At 32.7% G+C, this 20,128-nt stretch carries 9 protein-coding genes and 1 tRNA gene; 8 read left to right on the forward strand and 2 right to left on the reverse strand.

Going from position 1 to position 20,128, the window contains the following annotated elements; translation table 11 throughout:
* The first annotated feature begins 45 nt into the window (after nt 1-45).
* From NMK29_RS23475 to NMK29_RS23510, 8 genes are all read left to right on the forward strand, one after another.
* Nucleotides 46-1,731, forward strand: a complete 1,686-nt coding sequence (locus tag NMK29_RS23475; RefSeq protein WP_108805020.1) for an alpha-glucosidase — start codon at nt 46-48, stop codon at nt 1,729-1,731.
* 279 nt (nt 1,732-2,010) lie between these two features.
* Nucleotides 2,011-5,103: a SusC/RagA family TonB-linked outer membrane protein gene (locus tag NMK29_RS23480; RefSeq protein ID WP_108805021.1), complete on the forward strand. Its 3,093-nt coding sequence runs from the start codon at nt 2,011-2,013 to the stop codon at nt 5,101-5,103.
* A gap of 12 nt (nt 5,104-5,115) precedes the next feature.
* Nucleotides 5,116-6,654 carry a RagB/SusD family nutrient uptake outer membrane protein gene (locus NMK29_RS23485; RefSeq protein WP_108805022.1) on the forward strand — a complete coding sequence of 513 codons (1,539 nt, stop codon included), beginning with the start codon at nt 5,116-5,118 and terminating at the stop codon, nt 6,652-6,654.
* An 89-nt stretch (nt 6,655-6,743) separates the two neighbouring features.
* The gene (locus NMK29_RS23490) at nt 6,744-10,055 is read left to right on the forward strand and encodes a VCBS repeat-containing protein (RefSeq protein WP_108805023.1); all 3,312 of its coding nucleotides are present in this window, start codon (nt 6,744-6,746) and stop codon (nt 10,053-10,055) included.
* Between the two features lies 1 nt (nt 10,056).
* Nucleotides 10,057-13,383 (forward strand): VCBS repeat-containing protein, encoded by a 3,327-nt coding sequence (locus NMK29_RS23495; protein ID WP_108805024.1) that lies wholly within the window; start codon nt 10,057-10,059, stop codon nt 13,381-13,383.
* 27 nt (nt 13,384-13,410) lie between these two features.
* Nucleotides 13,411-16,677, forward strand: a complete 3,267-nt coding sequence (locus tag NMK29_RS23500) for a VCBS repeat-containing protein (protein ID WP_108805025.1) — start codon at nt 13,411-13,413, stop codon at nt 16,675-16,677.
* A gap of 19 nt (nt 16,678-16,696) precedes the next feature.
* Nucleotides 16,697-18,058 (forward strand): vanadium-dependent haloperoxidase, encoded by a 1,362-nt coding sequence (locus NMK29_RS23505; protein WP_108805478.1) that lies wholly within the window; start codon nt 16,697-16,699, stop codon nt 18,056-18,058.
* A 1-nt stretch (nt 18,059) separates the two neighbouring features.
* Nucleotides 18,060-18,971, forward strand: a complete 912-nt coding sequence (locus tag NMK29_RS23510) for a hypothetical protein (RefSeq protein WP_108805026.1) — start codon at nt 18,060-18,062, stop codon at nt 18,969-18,971.
* A gap of 15 nt (nt 18,972-18,986) precedes the next feature.
* Here NMK29_RS23510 and NMK29_RS23515 read toward each other — a convergent pair whose 3' ends face one another.
* Together NMK29_RS23515 and NMK29_RS23520 are read right to left on the reverse strand one after the other, a co-directional pair.
* Complete coding sequence (locus tag NMK29_RS23515; protein ID WP_108805027.1) at nt 18,987-19,910, reverse strand: phosphatase PAP2 family protein; 924 nt, start codon at nt 19,908-19,910, stop codon at nt 18,987-18,989.
* A 130-nt stretch (nt 19,911-20,040) separates the two neighbouring features.
* A tRNA-Phe gene (locus NMK29_RS23520) sits at nt 20,041-20,113 on the reverse strand.
* Nucleotides 20,114-20,128 lie beyond the last annotated feature (15 nt).

A 20,128-nucleotide genomic window follows, 5' to 3' on the forward strand; every position in this document is an offset into this window, starting at 1 on the left:
TCGTAAGTAAGAGTAAAGATTGTTTAAAAATTAAAAGAATATTAAGTGAAGCTTACTTGGTTTAGAAAAGGAACAATTTATCAAATATACCCGCGTAGTTTTAATGATAGTAACAACGATGGTATTGGAGATCTTAAAGGTATAATAGAAAAATTAGATTATATAAAGAGTTTACAAGTTGATATTATTTGGTTGAGTCCAATTTTCAGTTCGCCAAATGATGATAACGGATATGATATTAGTGATTATTGCTCTATTATGCCTGAGTTTGGAACAATGGATGATTTCGATGAGTTATTGAAAGAAACCCATAATAGAGGGATGAGATTGATATTGGATCTTGTAGCAAATCATTGTTCAGATGAACATAGATGGTTCGAAGAGGCTAAGAAATCAAAGGATAATCCATACAGAGATTATTTTCATTGGAAAAAACCTGGTTTAGACGGGGAAGTTCCAAATAACTGGAAATCCTTTTTTGGAGGAAGTGCTTGGGAGTTAGATGAAGCCTCTGGGGAATACTATTTACATCTATTTACAAAAAAACAACCAGACCTTAATTGGGAAAACCCAAAGGTGCGAGAAGAGATTTATAATGCAATGCGATTTTGGTTGGATAAAGGGGTAGATGGTTTTAGAATGGATGTTATTCCTTTAATTTCAAAACCTGTGGGGTATCCTGATGCACCTGATTTTGGATTCAGAAAAATTATTGAAGAGGTCTATGCAAATGGTCCTACCGTTCATAGATATTTAAAGGAGATGAACGAAGAAGTAATAAGTAAATATGATGCATTCTCGTTAGCAGAAGGAGTTGGAATTGATGATAGTAAAGTTGGGCTTTATGTTAATGAGGATAGGAAGGAATTAGATATGTTGTATCATTTTGACATTTTAGAATGTACGATCATTAATGGAAAATTTGAAGAAGTTTCTCCGTTTAATTTGGTTCGAATAAAGCAAATCTTTAAGAAATGGAGAGATGCTGTTCATCAAACTGGTTGGATTGCTAATGCTATGGGTAATCATGATTTTGCAAGAATGGTATCAAGGTTTGGAGACGATACGAAATATCATTCAGAGTCTGCAAAAATGTTGATAACAATGTTGTCTACACAAAATGGAACTCTGAATATTTATCAAGGTGATGAAATAGGTATGACCAATATATCCTTAAGTAATATCGATCAAGTAAGAGATGTACAGTCTTTAAATTTTTATAATGAGAATCAATTGACAAAGAGGTATTCAGAAGATGTAGCTCTGCAAATGATTAATAAAGAAGGTAGGGATAATGCAAGAACCCCGGTACAATGGAGTGATGAAATAAATGGAGGATTTTCTTTAAATGAACCATGGCTTAAGTCAAATCCTAATTATAAAGATATAAATGTTAAAAGTCAAGATGATGATTCTACTTCGATATTAAATTTTTATAGAAATTTATTAAAAACAAGAAAGAAACATGATGTATTCGTATTTGGTGATTTTGAAGAAGTAGAATTTGATAATCCTAATTTGTATATCTACAAAAAGACATTTGGAGAAGAGGAAATAATGGTGTTACTAAATTTTAGTAGTTCTGAAGAATCTTATTTTTATAAAAATGGAAGTAGTATTGGTAATGGTTCTAAGGTTCTTATTAATAATTATGAGGATATACTAATAGAGGATAAAAGTATTCTTTTAAAACCATATCAAGGAGTGATATTGGATTTAGGACGAAATTAACGTATAGCAAATATGAATCGAGTAGAAAGTGAAATTAGTTTTTGTTTGTTAGCGAAGGAGTTTTTCTGATAGAAATTCCTTTATAAGAGGTAACATAGGGGCATCTTAAAATTGTAACTTTTGTTTTCAAATATTTATTTGTGGTTATAATTCTGTCAATTGTTCTAGTATGACTAGGATGCCCCTGTTACTTAATTTTTTAAGAAAAATTCAGATTTTTAACGATAAAAGTAATAATAATTAACAACTAAATATTTAAATTTAATCAAACTCTAAATTATGAAAAGTATGATACTTAAAAAACTCATGTTTCTTTTAGTATTTATCTCGGGGAATATGATGTTTGCACAGATCACAGTTACAGGGGTGACTTCGGATGCAAACGGACCCATACCTGGGGTAAATGTCCTCGTAAGGGGAACTACCAATGGAGCGATTTCTGATTTCGATGGAAACTTTACGTTAAACAATGTAGCAGAAGATGCTACCTTGATTTTTAGTTATGTTGGATTCCAAACGAAAGCGGTATCAGTTAATGGGAAAACTGTTATCAATGTTACCTTAACGGAAGATGCTGCAGAATTAGAAGCAGTTGTGGTAATTGGATATGGAACGCAATCTATTAAAGATGCTACAGGTTCGGTTGCAGTGGTAAGTTCTGAGGATTTTAATCAAGGATCAATTGTCTCTCCTGAACAACTTATTCAAGGTAAAACTGCGGGGGTGCAGATTACGCAAGCAAGTGGAGAACCTGGAGCAGGTGTTGCTTTGAGGATTAGGGGGACAACTTCGGTTAGATCAAATAATAACCCTTTATTTGTAGTGGATGGGGTTCCATTAGCAGGAGATGATACTGCAGCTGGAGGTAGTGATTTGGGATTAGGAACAAGTTCTGCAAGAAACCCTTTGAATTTTATTAATCCAAATGATATAGAGAGTGTAAGTATTCTTAAAGATGCTTCCGCTACAGCGATATATGGATCAAGAGGTGCTAATGGTGTTGTTATTATAACCACTAAGGCTGGTAGAGGAGCTCCAAAAGGAGTTTTTGAATACTCTTCTTCTTTTAGTATAGCAAAACCTGCTCAAGAATTTGATTTATTAAATAGAGAACAATATTTGGCAGCTATAGATCAATTTGGAGGTAATGTTTCTGCTCAGGACTTTGGTGCTAATACAGATTGGCAAGATGAAATCACTAGACAAGCAGAGTCGATAAACAATAGTTTATCATATTCTCATAATTACCAAAATGGAAATGTAAGAGCATCTTTTGGTTATGGTAAACAATTTGGTGTGGTAAAGAAAAGTTCTTTAGAAAGAATTACAGGTAGAATTAATGCTACTCACCGTTTCTTCAATAATAAATTGAAATTAAACTTACAAGGTACTTTATCCAGAGTAAATGATGAAGCTCCACCAATTACTAATAATGCTGGTTTTCAGGGTGATTTATTAGGAGCAGCTTATTCCGCTAATCCGACATGGCCAGCTCAAACAGGTTTTGAACCAGGAGGATCAAACATTAATCCTTTAGCACTGCTTAATTTTAGTCAAAATGAAACTAAAACAAATAGATATTTAGTTAATTTTTCTGCGGAGTATGCAATTACACCAGAATTAAGTGCTAAGGTAAATTTAGGATATGATAATTCGGAGTCCACGGCTATAAATGTATTATCTGGTAACATAACTGGTTTCAATAATGGAGCTCCTGGAAATGGAAGAGGTACTCTTAATGATATTGATGTAGAGAATAGACTTTTAGAATTTACTGTAAACTATGAAAAGGAGTTTGGTAATTCTAAATTATCTGCACTTGCAGGATTTTCTTATCAAGATTTTGGTAGAGAAGGTAGGATCGTTCAAGGTTTCGGATTTGGGACAACAGATTTAGATCAAATGGGTGATAGTTTAGAAGCTTCAGCTAATTTGATAGAAAGTTCAATTGAAGGATCTTTCCAGCAGTATGGTGTAGCTCCAAACGGATCTTTCGTAAATAGATTATTTCCTGATATAGTACAAGGAGAAGCTTTAAATGCACCTTCTACACCAGTTTCTTCAGTTTTAGGAGATACATTCGATTTTACAGATGAGTTACAGTCATATTTTGTTAGAGGTATTTATACAATTGCTGATAAATATATTTTAACAGCTACAGTAAGAGCAGATGGTTCATCAAGATTCGGACCTAATAATAGATATGGGTATTTTCCTTCCGGTGCATTTGCTTGGAAGTTAGACCAAGAAGATTTTATAGGAGAAGCTTTTTCTACCTTAAAATTGAGAGTTGGATACGGTATTACAGGTAATCAAGATGGACTTGGATTTGGTAACTTTACAATTAGACGTAGGTTTAGTCCTGGAGGAATTGCTCAAGATGGTGTTATCAATGCTCCTGGAACGAGTCAAGTATCTTTTGTTAATGACGATTTGAAATGGGAAGAAACTAGCCAAGCTAATGTTGGTATTGATTTTGGATTCTTTGGAGATCGTTTAACTGGTACAGTAGATTTTTATCATAAAGACACAAAGGATTTATTATTAAGTGCTGCAAACGCTCAGCCTACTCCGCAGCCATTCAGTTTTACCAATATTGATGGTAATGTGATTAATCAAGGGGTTGAATTTGCGATTAATTATGATATAATTCAACAAGATGAGTTAAACTGGAATTTTGGATTTAACATTGCATATAATAAGAACGAACTTCAGAATTTTGATGGGCAAATTCAATCAGGTCAGATTAGTGGACAAGGATTGACAGGAGCTTTTGCACAATTATTAGCTCAAGATCAACCACTTTTTTCTTATTATTTAAGAGAATTCGCAGGGTTTGATGCAAATGGTCAATCTATTTATCCTAATGGAGATGTTCAGGAGTTTGTAGGTAAAAGTGCCTTGCCAGATATTAATCTTGGTATCTCAACAAGTTTTGAATATAAAAATTGGGATGCATCAGTATTTTTTGCGGGTCAATATGGACACTACATTTATAATAATACAGCTAATGCATTTTTTACAGCGGGTAGTATAAATGGAGGAAGGAATGTTACAACAGATGTTTTAACAAATGGAGAATCGGCATCTAATGCTCCTGATGTATCTACACGATTCCTAGAAAAAGGAGATTTCTTAAGATTACAGTCAGCATCAATTGGATATAATTGGCCATTATCTGGAGAAGGAGTTTTTAAAAGTCTTCGACTTTTTGCGAATGGACAAAATCTTTTCGTTATTACAGACTATAGTGGTTTAGATCCAGAAGTAAATGTGAGTGCTCCACTAAACGGTATACCTACAGCAGGTATTGATTACACAGCCTTTCCAAGACCAAGAACCTATACATTTGGTATAAATGCAACGTTTTAAAAAATTAAGATTATGAAAGAAAAGAAATTTAAATTTGGATTATCGGCATTAATGTCAATAATGCTATTGGTCTCCTGTACAGATTTGGAGATAGAGCCTACTGATTCGGTAATTGAAAACTTAACTGGAGAATTTTCTGGAGTTGGAGATGTGGATGCAGCAGTTACGAATGTTTATAATTCATTATATGGACAGATTGGGAATCAAGCTGATTTATATGCTTTAAATGAAGTTACTTCGGATGAGTTGTTAATCCCTACCAGAGGAACTGACTGGGGTGATAATGGATTATGGAGAAACTTACATGAGCATACTTGGAGCGCAATTCATCCTTTTGTGTTAAACAACTGGAATAACATGAATACGAATGTTTTTAATACTACAGAAATTATAGATCCGCGAAGTGGTGCAGATGCTTCGCAATTAGCACAAGCTAAGTTTTTAAGAGCATTTAGTATGTTTTGGATTATGGATATGTATGGTCAAGTTCCTTTTAGAGAGCCAGACGAAGGTCCGGAAATTGATCCTAGAGTATTTACAAGAGCTGAGGCTTTAGATTTTGTAGTTACAGATTTAAACGAAGCAATTCCTGATTTACCAGTTGTAGGCCCTAGTGCTTCTACTAATAGAGCTTCTAGAGCTGCAGGTAATTATTTGTTAGCTAAAGTACTTTTAAATAAGCATATTTATAATGGTTCAGGTACTCCTGATGCTACAGATATGACTGCTGTGGTAAATGCTGTAGACGCTATTGCTGGAGATGGTTTTGGGTTAGTAGCCGGTTATTTCGATATTTTTAAACAAGATGTCGATAATGAAACTATTTGGTTTGCAGAAACAGGTGTAGGAAATAGAATGTGGAATGGTCTACATTATAATCAAAATGCTCCAGATAATGGTGGAGGAGGATGGAATGGTTTTTCTACTTTAGCAGAGTTTTACGATCTTTTTGAAGGAGATCCTAATACTAATGTTCCGGGTAGTGGACAAGAAGAAAGAAGAGGTTTTGTGCCTACGGACGGATCTAATTTAGGTATTGGTTTTGGTTTTTTAATAGGACAACAGTATGATGAAACTGGAGCAGCGTTAACAGATAGACCAGGACAACCTTTAATCTTTACTCGAGATTTCCCTGGTTTATTAGGGAATGATGAAAGAAATGGAATTCGTACTATAAAATATCACCCAGAAAATGGTTCTTTTACAAATCATGAAATTGTATTTAGATATGCGGATGCGCATTTAATGAAGGCAGAAGCGATTTTTAGAGGTGGTGCTTCTGGAGATGATGCATTAACGATGATTAACGAATTAAGAACAATTAGAAATACTTCCACTAGTTTAACCGCAGTAACTGAACAGGATATTCTAGATGAAAGAGGAAGAGAATTATATAAAGAATTCTGGAGACGTAATGACCAAATTCGTTTTGGTAAGTTTGCAGAGACTTGGGGGCTAAAAAGTAATACTGAAGATTTTAGAGTGTTGTTCCCGATTCCTTCTGGAGCACTTATTTCGAATCCTAATTTAATACAAAACCCTGGTTACTAACATATTAAATTGCTAAGATTTGTTAGAGTAGAGCCCTTCAAAAATTGAAGGGCTCTACTAATTAATATATTCAAATTTAGATATCACAATTGTTCAATTATTTAAAAAATATCTGTTGTAACTTACTACTAGTAATTGTATTAATTTCTTGTAAAAAGGATAGAGAGCGTCATTTTTTTGAGTTATTGTCAGAAAAAGAAACGAGTATTTCATTTAGAAATGATTTAAAAGATACTCCAGATCTTAATATTCTTACCTATCTCTATTATTATAATGGAGCAGGTTTGGCAGTTAACGATTTTAATAATGATGGTTGGGAAGATATATATTTCGTGTCCAATCAGGATGAGAATCAATTGTATCTTAATCAAAAGAATTTTAAATTTAAAGAAGTTACAACGGATCTACTAAAGGATACTAATGGTTGGTCTACTGGCGTGATAACTGTAGATATTAATAATGATGGATTACAAGATATATATGTATGTAAAGTTGGAGATTATAAAGGTTTAAAAGGGAAGAATAAATTGTTTGTAAACCAAGGACCAGATAGCGATGGTATCCCAGTTTTTGAAGAGCAAGCTTCGCTTTACAATCTCGATATCTCTAGTTTTTCTACTCAGGCTAGTTTTTTTGATTATGATTTAGATGGAGATTTAGATATGTATTTGTTAAATCATTCCGTGTACCCTAATCGTAGTTATGGAAGAGGTTCTAAACGTAAACAAGTTGACTTTCTTTCTGGTGATAGGTTATACAGAAATGATGATGGAAAGTATTTTGATGTTTCCGCGGAGTCAGGAATTTTTCAAGGTGGTATAGGCTATGGATTAGGAATTGCTACAGATGATATCAATAATGATGGATATCCGGATATATATGTAGGTAACGATTTTTTTGAAAATGACTATTTATATATCAATCAAAGAAATGGAATTTTTAAAGAAGTAATTACTTCTAATTTTTCTAAGATTCAGCATACATCTCATTATTCTATGGGTGTCGATATTGCAGACATAAATAATGATGGATGGACCGATATCCTATCTCTAGATATGTTGCCAGAGGATCTTAGTACGTATAAATCATCTGGAACTGAATATGGTTTTACTATTTATAACCAATATCTTAAAAATGGTTATAAACCTCAGTATATGCAGAATGGATTACAACTAAACCGAGGAGGAGAAGGTTTTAGTGAAATTGCATTTTTTGCAGGGATAGCTGCTACAGAATGGAGTTGGGCGCCCTTAATTGCAGATTATGATAATGATGGGTTCAAAGATGTCTTTATCTCTAACGGAATTAAAGGAGCTACGAATGATATGGATTTTATAAGTTTTATCGCTAATGATAATATTCAGAAACGTATAGATAACGGCATGACCAAAGAAGATTTGGCTTTAATTGATGAACTGCCAAATAAAAAAACTACCAATTATTTTTACCGTAATAATGGTGATTTAACTTTCGAAAATGTATCCAATCAATGGTCCAAAAATATCCCATCATATAGTAATGGAGCTGTGTATGCAGATTTAGACAATGATGGAGACTTAGATATTATTACTAATAACATTGATGGTAAAGCCTTTGTTTATAAAAATCGAGCAGATACCATTATGAATCATAATTACCTAAGATTAAAGTTAAAAGGTGTTGGGCAAAATTTAAATGCAATAGGAGCAAAAGCAACAGTATTTTCTAAAAATGGATTGCAAACTTCTAGTGTTAACCCTTTTAAAGGCTACTTGTCTTCTGTTTCTCAAATTTTACATTTTGGTTTAGGGGATAACAAAGTCTTAGATTCTATTAAGATAGCATGGCCTAATGGCGATAGTTCTGTATATACAAACGTAGAAATAAATAGTACAATATCTTTAACTCAAAATAGTACAAATACCTCGCAGGTAATTGTTGAAGAAAAATCAGATATTCTTGGAGCAGAACCTAAACCGATTAAGTATAAACACCAAGATTATGAAACTAAAGATTTTAGTGTAGAACCTTTGGCTCCATATGCGGTATCTAATGAAGGTCCTCATATATCTGTTATGGATATAAATAAAGATGGATTAGATGACTTTTATACTCCTGGAGGGAGATTTAGATCTGGAACGATTTTTTTACAGGAAAAGTTAGGAACGTTTAAAAAAACAGAACAACCTGATTTAGATGTTTATAAAAAATATGAAGATGTTGATCAACATTTTTTTGATGCAGATTCCGACGGTGATTTGGATCTAATCACAGTTTATGGGGGTAATGAAAATTATGCGGGATATGAGTCGAGTCCAGTTTTGTTTGTAAATAACAAAGGTGAATTTGAAGAGAATTCAAATGCTTTTCCGGACATTAAGATGAATGCCTCGGTTGTAATTACTTCTGATATAGACAGTGATGGTGATGAAGATATTTTTATAGGTAGTAATAGTTTAACTGGATTCTACGGAAAATCATCTAAAAATTATCTTTTTCTAAATGATGGAAAAGGTAATTTTATAGAAGTTACTTTAGATATGGCACCAGATTTATATACTATTGGATTAGTATATGATGCAAAATTTATTGATGCTAACAATGATGGTTATCAGGACTTAATAGTAGCTGGTCATTATATGCCTATTACCATATTTATCAATGATGGAAAAGGAAATCTTCTTAAAAAGGATATCCATTCATTGAGTAAAACACATGGTTTTTGGAATTGTATATCAATTAGTGACATAGATAAAGATGGAGATATAGATATTATTGCAGGAAATTGGGGGCAAAATAGCAGGCTAAAGGCTTCTGTAGAACAACCAATTCAGTTATATTTAAACGATTTTGATAATAATGGTAAAGTAGATCCAATAGTAACTTATTTCTATCAAGGAAGAGAAACTCCTATAGCTACTAAGGATGAATTGACTAAGCAAATACCAGAGCTTAACAAAAAGTTTTTGTCCTATAAAGCTTTTTCTGAAGCTGATTTTAAGGATTATTTTTCAAAAGATAAAATGGATCAAGCAGAAAAAAAACAAGTGTATATGCTTACTACGACATATTTTGAGAATAAAGGAGGTTTAGATTTTGTAGCACATGATTTGTCTTGGGAAACGCAAATTTCTTCAGTTCATGATATACTAATTCATGATATGAATGAGGATGAATATCCTGACATAATTCTCGGGGGAAACACTTATGAAATTAGTACCCAATTGGGTAGGTTAGATGGATCATACGGAACTATATTATTAAATAATAAAAAAGGAGGATTTGTTAGTTCAGAAGCTTTAGAATTGAATGTTAAGGGAGCGGTTAGATCTATTAAACCCATAAGAATAAAAGAAGAAGAATATTTATTGTTCGGAATAAATAATGATAGTATCCAGTTAGTCAAAAAGATAAAAGAGTAATATGAATAAATTTTTATATAGGAGTTTTATAATTCTTATCCTTTCATCTTGTGCGAAGGAAAAAATTGAGAAATTAGAGATAGAACAAGAGGATACTTTATTTACTAAACTTACTCCCGAAGAGACAAAAATTGATTTTGTAAATCAAGTCGATAACGAAAAAGACTTCAATATTTTTACATATAGAAATTTTTATAACGGAGGAGGAGTAGCGATTGGCGATATAAATAATGATGGTCTACCAGATGTATATCTAACTGCTAATAGAAAAGAGAATAAACTATATCTTAACAAAGGAAATTTGACATTCGAGGATGTTTCTGAATCTGCTGGTATAACCGGAAAAAATTCTTGGTCTACCGGTGTAGTTATGGTGGATATTAATGCAGATGGGTTGTTAGATATTTATGTATGTAATGCTGGAAATGTAGAAGGTGATGATCAAAAGAATGAACTTTTTATAAATAATGGTCCATCCCCAGATACGGGAATTATAACATTTACTGAAAAAGCTGAAGAATATAATTTAGCTGATAGTGGTTTTACCACTCATGCGGCTTTTTTTGATTATGATATGGATGGCGACCTTGATGTATATATACTTAACAATAGTTTTATACCAGTAAGTAGTTTGGGATACGTAAACAAGCGTAATCTTCGTGCAAAAGATTGGGATATTCCTGAGATTCTGAAAGGTGGAGGAGATAAGTTAATGAGAAATGATGATGGCGTGTTTACTGATGTAAGCGAGACAGCCGGAATATTTGGAAGTCTAATAGGTTTTGGATTGGGAGTAACAATAGGGGACGTTAATAAAGATTTACTTCCAGATATTTATGTGTCCAATGATTTTTATGAGCGAGATTATTTGTATATAAATCAGGGTGATGGAACATTTAACGAGGAAATTAAGGATTGGGTAAAACACCTTAGTATTTCTTCTATGGGAGCAGATATGGCGGATATTAATAACGATGGGTATCCAGAAATTTTTGTAACAGATATGCTTCCAGAAGACGATCAACGATTAAAAGAGACTAGTTCTTTCGAAAGTTATGATGTGTATAAATTGAAGAAGAGTAGAGATTTCTACAATCAATATATGCAAAATTCGCTTCAGCTCAATAATGGAGATAATACATTTTCTGAAATTGCTTTTTATAGCGGGGTAGCTAAAACAGATTGGAGTTGGGGAGCGTTACTTTTTGATATGGATAATGATGGGTATCGTGATATTTATGTTAGTAATGGGATATATCATGATCTAACAGATCAAGATTTCATGAACTTTTTTGCCAATGATATCATACAGAAGATGACGTTAACCGGTAAGAAAGAAGAAGTCGATTCGATTATTAATAAAATGCCATCTACTCCCATACCAAACTATGCTTTTAGAAATAAAGGAAATCTTAGTTTTTTGGATAAAACCAAAGACTGGGGTTTTGAGGAGCCAACGTTCTCTAACGGATCTGCTTATGGAGATCTAGATAATGATGGTGATTTAGATCTAGTAGTAAACAACTTTAATATGCCTGTTTCTATTTATAAAAATAATAGCGAGAAGAAGCATAATAATTACCTGAAAGTTCAGGTTAAAGGAACGGATAAAAACACCTATGCGATAGGTAGTATTGTTGAGCTGTATGTTAAAGATGAGATAATTAGACAAGAGTTGATTCCTACTCGAGGTTTTCAATCATCTATTGAATATGTAATGACTATTGGGTTAGGGCAAAATGAAAAAATAGATTCCCTACGTGTTATTTATCCTGATGGAAAATCACAATTATTAAACGATGTTCAATTAAATAAACAGATTACATTAAACCATAAAAACGCAAATCAAAACTATCAATATATTTCCCAGAAAAGTATATCTTATTTTAAAGAAGTTTCACACGATCTACCAGCTCATAAAGAAGATTCATATGTAGATTTTGATTATGAAGGGTTAGTCTATAAAATGCAATCTAGAGAAGGACCAGCAATAGCTATTTCTGATGTAAATAATGATGGAAATGATGATGTGTATATAGGAGGAGCATATGGTCAAAAAGGAAAGTTGTATATGCAGAATGCTTCTGGTGAATTAAAAGCTACTTCGTTTGAAACTGAAGAGTTTTTCGAAGATGTAACCGCGGTTTTCGAGGATATTGATGGAGATAAGGATTTAGATTTGGTAATAGGTTCTGGTGGGAATTTTAAAGGAGCCAGAGCAGGTGTACGAAGTTATATTAATGATGGAAAAGGGAATTTTTCTAGAGGAAATATTATTAAACCAACAAATACTAATATTTCTGTAATAACTGCTTATGATTATGATCAGGATGGAGATGTTGATATTTTTGCAGGAAGTCATAGTGTTATTGGTACCTATGGTGTTTCTCCTCAGAGTTATTTTCTGGAAAATGATGGTAATGGTAACTTTATAGATGTTACGGTAAGTAAAGCAATTGATATTAAAAACATTGGAATGATTACAGATGCTATCTGGAATGACATAAATTCTGATGGTAAAAAAGATCTTATTGTAGTAGGTGAGTGGATGTCTCCAAAGATGTTTATTAATGATGGAAAATCTTTAAATTTAATTAAAACAAATTTAGATTCAATTTCTGGATGGTATAATACTTTAGAAGCAAGTGATTTGGATAATGATGGCGATACAGATCTAGTTTTAGGAAATCGAGGATTGAATTCTATATATCAGTGTAGCACAGAATCTCCTTCTAAAATGTATATCAATGATTTTGATAATAATGGTACTGTAGAACAAATTATTACACAAACAATTGACGGTAAAGATGTTCCAATACATCTAAAGAAAGAAATAACAGCCCAAATAAATATCTTAAAGAAACAGAATCTCAAATTTTCGGAATATGCAACCAAGGCGATCAATGAGTTGTTTTCTAAAGAAGTTTTAGACAATACAACTATTAAAACGGTAAATAACTTTGCAAGTATAGTTGCCTACAATATAGGTGATAATAATTTTGAAATAAAAGAACTTCCTAAAGAAACTCAACTTTCTTGTATCTGCGATGTAGAGACAGAAGATGTAAATAAAGATGGAAATATAGATCTCATAATTGCAGGGAATAATTATAATTTTAAACCACAGTTCTCAAGATTAGATGCTAGTAGAGGAAATGTTTTGTTAGGAGATGGGAAAGGCAATTTTGAAAATCAAAAATATTCAGGCTTTTCGGTAGAGGATGAGGTTAGAGCAATGCACTGGTTAGAAAATAAATCTGGAGAAAAATATTTACTTGTAGGGATTAATAATCAAATGCCTAAAATATTTAAAATGAACACGAAATAATATCCAAAAAGAATAGAATTCACACAAATGATTAAAAATAGGATCATATTAACTTTTGGGCTGTTGTTTTTAGTAGGATGTCAGAAACAAGAAACCAATCAAGGAGAATTATTTGATAAAGTTACTTCAGAGGTTTCAAACGTGTCATTTCAGAATACGTTAGTTCCTACCGAGGAGTTAAATATTTTGGATTATCTATATTATTATAATGGAGCTGGTGTAGCTGTTGGGGATATCAATAAAGATGATTTAGTTGATGTGTTTTTTACTTCTAATCAGGGCGAGAATAAATTGTATCTTAATAAAGGAAATTTTCAATTTGAAGATATTACGGATAAAGCGGGAGTAATAGGGCATTCTGATTGGAATACAGGTACCACAATGGCGGATATTAATGGAGATGGATATCTCGATATTTATGTTTGTGCCGTGGTCGGGCTACAAGGACTAGAAGGAAAAAATGAATTATTCATTAATAATGGGGATAATACATTTACCGAAAAAGCCTCAGAGTATAAACTAGATTTTCAAAATTACAGTACATCGGCTGCTTTTTTTGATTATGACAATGATGGGGATTTGGATATGTATTTATTAAATCATGCAATCCATACTCAAAATTCTTTTGGTAGAGCATCTCTTAGAATTAATCGAAGTTCTGAAAGTGGTGATAAGCTGCTTCGTAATGATGGTAAAGTCTTTACAGACGTAAGTGTAGAAGCTGGGATTTTTGGAGGAGGAAATGGATATGGTCTTGGAATCGCAACTGCTGATTTTAATAATGATGGATATACAGATATTTATGTAAGTAATGATTTTCACGAAGATGATTACTATTATATTAATAACACGGACGGTACTTTTAGTGAATCACTAAAAGAAAAGTTTGGCCATACGAGTCGCTTTTCTATGGGTAATGATGTAACAGATATCAATCACGATGGATATCCAGATATTATAACATTGGATATGACTCCAGAGGATGAAAACGTTCTCAAAGCTTCTGCTGGAGATGAAACTGTAGATATGTTACAGATGCGAATCAATCGATTAGGATATCATAATCAATATGCTCGTAATATGCTTCAGGTTAATCAAGGGAGTTATTTTGAAGAAACTGCTTTGTTAAGTGGTGTAGCTGCAACTGATTGGAGTTGGTCAGCGTTATTTGCGGATTATGATCAAGACGGAGAGCAGGATGTATTTATATCGAATGGAATCCCAAAACGTCCTAATGATCTCGATTATATTAAGTATATCTCTAATGAGAAAATTCAAGAAAAGCTAAATAGCTCCAAGTTAGTAGATAACGAGGCTTTAAATATTATGCCTTCCGGAGAAGTACAGAATTATATTTTTAAAGGAGATAAAGAGATTCAATTTAATGATAAATCATTACGCTGGCTTCCGATAGAAAACACTGCTTCTACAGGAAGTGCTTATGCAGATTTTGATAATGATGGCGATCTAGATATTGTAACTAATAATATTAATGCGAGACCCTCTTTTTATAGAAATAAAACAAATGGTCAAAAACGATTTTTAAAACTAAAATTTGATTTTAAAGATAATAATAAACTAGGTATTGGGACTAAGGTGTTGTCCTATCATCGGGGAATTGCTCAGTACAAACAATTATTTACTTCTAAGGGATTTCAATCCTCTTCAGAGCCTATGATTCATTTTGGGTACGATACGATTGCAGCTATAGATTCTCTGAAAATTATATGGCCGGATAATACGATTCAAGTAGCAGAAAATATAACTACAAATCAAACATTAACAATTAAATTGTTACACAAAAGAAACATTGTGAATTATGAAGAATTGTTTCCTAAAAATAAAGGTTGGTTTAAGGAAATAGACTCTATCCCTGGATTACAATATGTACATAAAGAGAATAATTATACAGATTTTAATCGCCAAAAATTAATTCCATATAAAATTTCTGATCGAGGTCCTGCCACTGCGATAGGTGATCTTAATAATGATGGGAAAGAAGATGTTTTCTTTGGAAGTTCAAAACTTGAGTCTTCTAAAATATATATTCAGACAGCAACTGGTTTCGAAGAGCAACGGTTGGAAATTCTTGATATTGATAAAAAGAAAGAAGATGTAGTAGCTATCATCGAAGATCTTAATAATGATACGATAAAAGATTTATTGGTCTGTTCTTCTGGCGGCGAATTTTATGGTAACTCTAAGGAATTAATAGATAGATTGTATTTAAATTCAGATAAAGGATTAGTAAAAGGTAGTTTTCCGGAGCTATATGAACACGAATCGGTAATAAAAACTCATGACGTAGATAGCGATGGTGATTTAGATATTTTCGTTGGAGGGTATGCCGTTTCTAATGATTTTGGTAAGATGCCAAATTCATACCTTTTAATTAATGATAAAGGAAATTTTACGATCAAAGAAAATCCTGATTTAATACAAGTAGGTATGGTAACAGATGCTATTTGGGATGATTTTGATAGTGATGGAATAAAAGATTTGATCGTCATTGGAGAATGGATGTCTCCACACTTTTTTAAAAATGAAAATGGAAAATTAATAGATGTTACTGCTAAATTTTTGCCAAGAAATTTAAACGGTCTTTGGCAATCTATTATCGAATTCGATATAGATAATGATGGTGATAATGATTATTTGCTCGGTAATTTTGGACTAAATTCTAAGTTTACCGCTTCTTCAGACTTACCACTAAAAATGTATTATTCTGATTTTGATAAAAACAAAACAACAGAAACTATTGTTGCAATACCCAAGAATGGTAAATATTATACGGCTTTAGCATTAGATGAGTTATCAAGTCAGCTTAATTATCTCAAGAAAAAATTTACTACTTATACCGGTTTTGCAGGTAAAACTGTAGATCAAATTTTTGGTAAAGATGTATTAGAAAATGCAAAGTTGTTTGAAGTACACGAACTAGCTTCTGGATACTTAAAAAATGATCAAGGAACATTTTCATTTGTCCCTTTCGATGATTCACTCCAATTAGCTCCTATATTGTCGATGTTAAAATATGATTTTAATAAAGATGGAACAGAAGAAGTGTTATTAGCTGGTAATTATTTCGGAGTAATTCCATATCACGGAAGGTTTGATGGATTTGCAGGTGCTATAATAGGAAAGGATGCTTTAATAATTAAAGCACAAGAATTGGGGATTAACTTAAGTCAAAAATCCGTTAGAGGATTAAATATTATTAATTTTGTAAATAAGGATTATTTACTTATCACACTAAACAATGGAAAAGCAGAGATTTATGAAATGTTTCAATAAATGGAGCAAAATTAACGTAATGACTAAGAGTAAGAGTTTATTTTTAATTACTTCTTCGTTGCTTTTTTTAAACGCTTGTCAAAAAGAAGAAAAGCAGATTGTAATTACGGCTCAAGATTACCATAATGCAGTAGATAAAATCACAGAGGTAATGGTACATGATATTTTTTCTCCTCCTGTAGCAAGTCGCATATATAACTATGCTAATATAGCTGCTTATGAGGTGATAAGACAAGAAGGGGCAGGTTATAATACTTTATCAAATCAATTACATAACCTAAAAAATATTCCTGTCGCTGATACGACTAAACATATAAATCATAAACTTTCTGCATTAGTGGCGTATATGGAAGTAGGAAAGTCATTACTTTTTTCCGAAGATCGAGTAGAAGTTTACAGAGATAGTTTGTATGGTTTTTGGGAATTACAGAATGAAGAAATATTTAATGATTCTAAAACCTATGGTTTAGCGGTTGCGGAGCATATTAAGATTTGGTACGCTTCCGATAATTATGCGCAAACTAGAACGATGCCTAAGTTTTCGGTTAATACAGAAGATCCTTCTAGATGGCAACCTACTCCACCAGATTATATGGATGGCATAGAACCTCATTGGAAAGAAATAAGACCTTCTATTATTGATTCTTCTTCTCAGTTTAAGCCAGCTAGATATCCAGATTTTTCGTTAGAAAAAGATACACCTTTTTATAAAGAATTGATGGAAACTTATGAGGTAGGGAATACGATAAAAGAAGAAGGAGAAAAATCAGAAAAATTAGAAATAGCTCAATTCTGGGATTGCAACCCTTATGTTTCGACACATAAGGGACATCTAATGTTTGCTACGAAGAAAATTACACCAGGAGCTCATTGGATAGGTATTTGTAAAATAGCGTGTAAAAAAACAAATGCTGATTTTGCGAAGACTGTGTTTGCTTATACAAAAACTTCCATCGCAATTGCAGATGCTTTTATAAGTTGTTGGGACGAGAAATATAGAAGTAATTTGATACGCCCAGAAACTTTGATTAATCAACATATAGATGAAAATTGGACACCTGTATTGCAGACACCTCCATTTCCCGAATATACAAGTGGACATTCTGTAGTTTCTGGAGCAGCGTCTACTGTTCTTACGGATATTTTTGGAGATAATTTTTCTTTTGATGATGATACCGAATTACAATATGGATTGCCTGTTCGTTCCTTTATATCCTTTAATCAAGCGGCTGATGAAGCTGCTGTAAGCAGGTTGTATGGTGGGATTCATTATAGAGCAGCTATTGATTTAGGTTTAGATCAAGGACGTGCATTAGGAAGTTTTGTAGTACGTAAGTTAAAAATGAATATTTCGAATTCTAAAGTCGCAAGTTCTAACTAGTATGAAGAGAATTGCAGTTGTAGCTTTGGTAATACTAATAGGTGTTTCTATTTGGTATTTATTTATAAAAAAATATGATTATCAAGTTTCTTTTAGTGTCAAAGGTTCTCCAGGTAGTGTGTATTATCAGGTAATTAGTTGGGAGTCTTGGGGCAAAGATCCAAAGGCTAAAAATATTACCACTTTGGATACTACGTTGTTTAAGCAAGTGTCCCAAAAAGTAACAGTAAAAGATACTGTTATTAATCTAGATTGGACTTTAGAAAGTTTAAACGATTCTATAACTAAAATTAAAGTAGGTGCAATTTCTAAAGAGTATTCCATACAGAATAGAGTACGAATACTTATGGGTGAAACAATCTTTACTAGAGGATTAAAAAAAGAGCTAAAAGTTTTTGGTAAGCAAGCCAATGATTTTGCAGATACTTTTAAAATAGAGATAGAAGGAGAATCCGAAATACCTAGTTTAACGTATTTATTTGTTTCATCATCTTCTAATCGTTTTGGTAAGGCAGGTATGATGATGAGAACTAATTCTGATCTTTATCCAAAGATATTAGAAAATAATGTAACGGTTGATGGAGCACCATTTGTAAAAATTAAAGAATGGGATGTTTTAGATGATACAATCAAGTTTGATTTTGGTTTTCCAATAAAGGAAACAGATTCTCTGCCATTAAATTCAATAGTTAAATTTGATAAATCACCTCCAAAAAAAGCCTTAAAAGCTGTTTTCTACGGTAATTACAGAAATAGTGATCAAGCCTGGTTTGCACTTATAGCGTATGCCGAAAGAAGAAATATTTCAATTGTAAAAAAACCTCTAGAAATATTCTATAATAATCCAATGCAAGACGGTGATGCTTCTCAATGGAAAGCCGAAATTTTCGTGCCGATTTCGAATAAAAATTAATAGTTTTAATGATTATCAGAATCTGCCAATTACTCCTAACTGACCTGCCCCAAGTCTAAGGTCCCATTTAATCTTAAACTTCTTACTATCGTAAACATATCTTTCTTTTTTGTTCAGGTAGTTGTCAATTCCATCGACAATAACGACACTAAGAACAATACCAAGAGTCACATCAGTTAACCAATGGGCACCTTCCCATAATCGTGATACTGGTGAGATTAAACCCAAAGCGTAAATACCTCCTTTTATATAAGGGTTTTTGAATTGTTTACTAATTGCATATGCAGTTGTAAATGATAATATGGCATGACCAGAAGGGAAAGAGTGGTAGTCAGCTTCGCTACTATAGAATTTAAAAGCATCTTTACCTTTTCCTGTATAAGGTCTGGCACGACCAGCTAGTGTTTTGCTGACAGTTTGGATAATTCCACCTGCAGTTGCCGAAGCAATTAGTAATACTCCTGTTTTGCGAACTTTTTCATTTTTTGTAATTAGTCCAAAAGCATATATTCCTGTTGTCAATCCATAGTTTACAAGGGGTTTTCCAAAACGAAATCCCGTTTCTCTAATAAAATCAGGAACATCATCTCTTTGATCTGTAAAAAAATCATTCGCAGGTTCATCTATTAGGTAAAGAAGCGTAGTTCCTGCTACAATTCCTCCAAATGTGGCCCAATCCTTTCCTTTCCATCTAAACGGTTGTGTATATGCGTGTTTTAAACCTCCAAATGCAGAAACTCCATCATACTTTAGCATTTGCCATCGAGTCATGTTGCTTTGTAAATCATTAGATTCATCTTCAGCATTCTCTTTAGATAGTTCTTCAATGGATTCTTGAACCGGTTCTTTCTGATTCTCATTAGATTTTTCTTGAGCATTGGAGTTTTCTGAAATAAGAAAAAGCAAAAAGAAAGCAGGTAACACGCGGAAATATTTCATAGGAATAATTTGGTAAACAAAAATAATAACTTATTTGTAAACAAATGGCAAATGCAAAAAATTGAATCGTTTTGTAAGCTTTTAGGTGTAAAAAGCAAAAAGCCCAAACAATTTGTTTGGGCTTTAAAGGTGGTGCCTCCAGGAATCGAACCAGGGACACAAGGATTTTCAGTCCTTTGCTCTACCAACTGAGCTAAGGCACCTTGCTGTAAGCGGAT

It is taken from the genome of Aquimarina sp. Aq107 (assembly GCF_943733665.1).
In the GTDB taxonomy this organism is placed as follows: domain Bacteria; phylum Bacteroidota; class Bacteroidia; order Flavobacteriales; family Flavobacteriaceae; genus Aquimarina.

Bases quoted from the DNA above. Each gene is read 5' to 3' on its own strand.
- NMK29_RS23505 (WP_108805478.1), top strand. From the start codon at position 16,697: ATGACTAAGAGTAAGAGTTTATTTTTAATTACTTCTTCGTTGCTTTTT.
- NMK29_RS23515 (WP_108805027.1), bottom strand. From the start codon at position 19,910: ATGAAATATTTCCGCGTGTTACCTGCTTTCTTTTTGCTTTTTCTTATT.
- NMK29_RS23480 (WP_108805021.1), top strand. From the start codon at position 2,011: ATGAAAAGTATGATACTTAAAAAACTCATGTTTCTTTTAGTATTTATC.
- NMK29_RS23495 (WP_108805024.1), top strand. From the start codon at position 10,057: ATGAATAAATTTTTATATAGGAGTTTTATAATTCTTATCCTTTCATCT.
- NMK29_RS23500 (WP_108805025.1), top strand. From the start codon at position 13,411: ATGATTAAAAATAGGATCATATTAACTTTTGGGCTGTTGTTTTTAGTA.
- NMK29_RS23485 (WP_108805022.1), top strand. From the start codon at position 5,116: ATGAAAGAAAAGAAATTTAAATTTGGATTATCGGCATTAATGTCAATA.
- NMK29_RS23510 (WP_108805026.1), top strand. From the start codon at position 18,060: ATGAAGAGAATTGCAGTTGTAGCTTTGGTAATACTAATAGGTGTTTCT.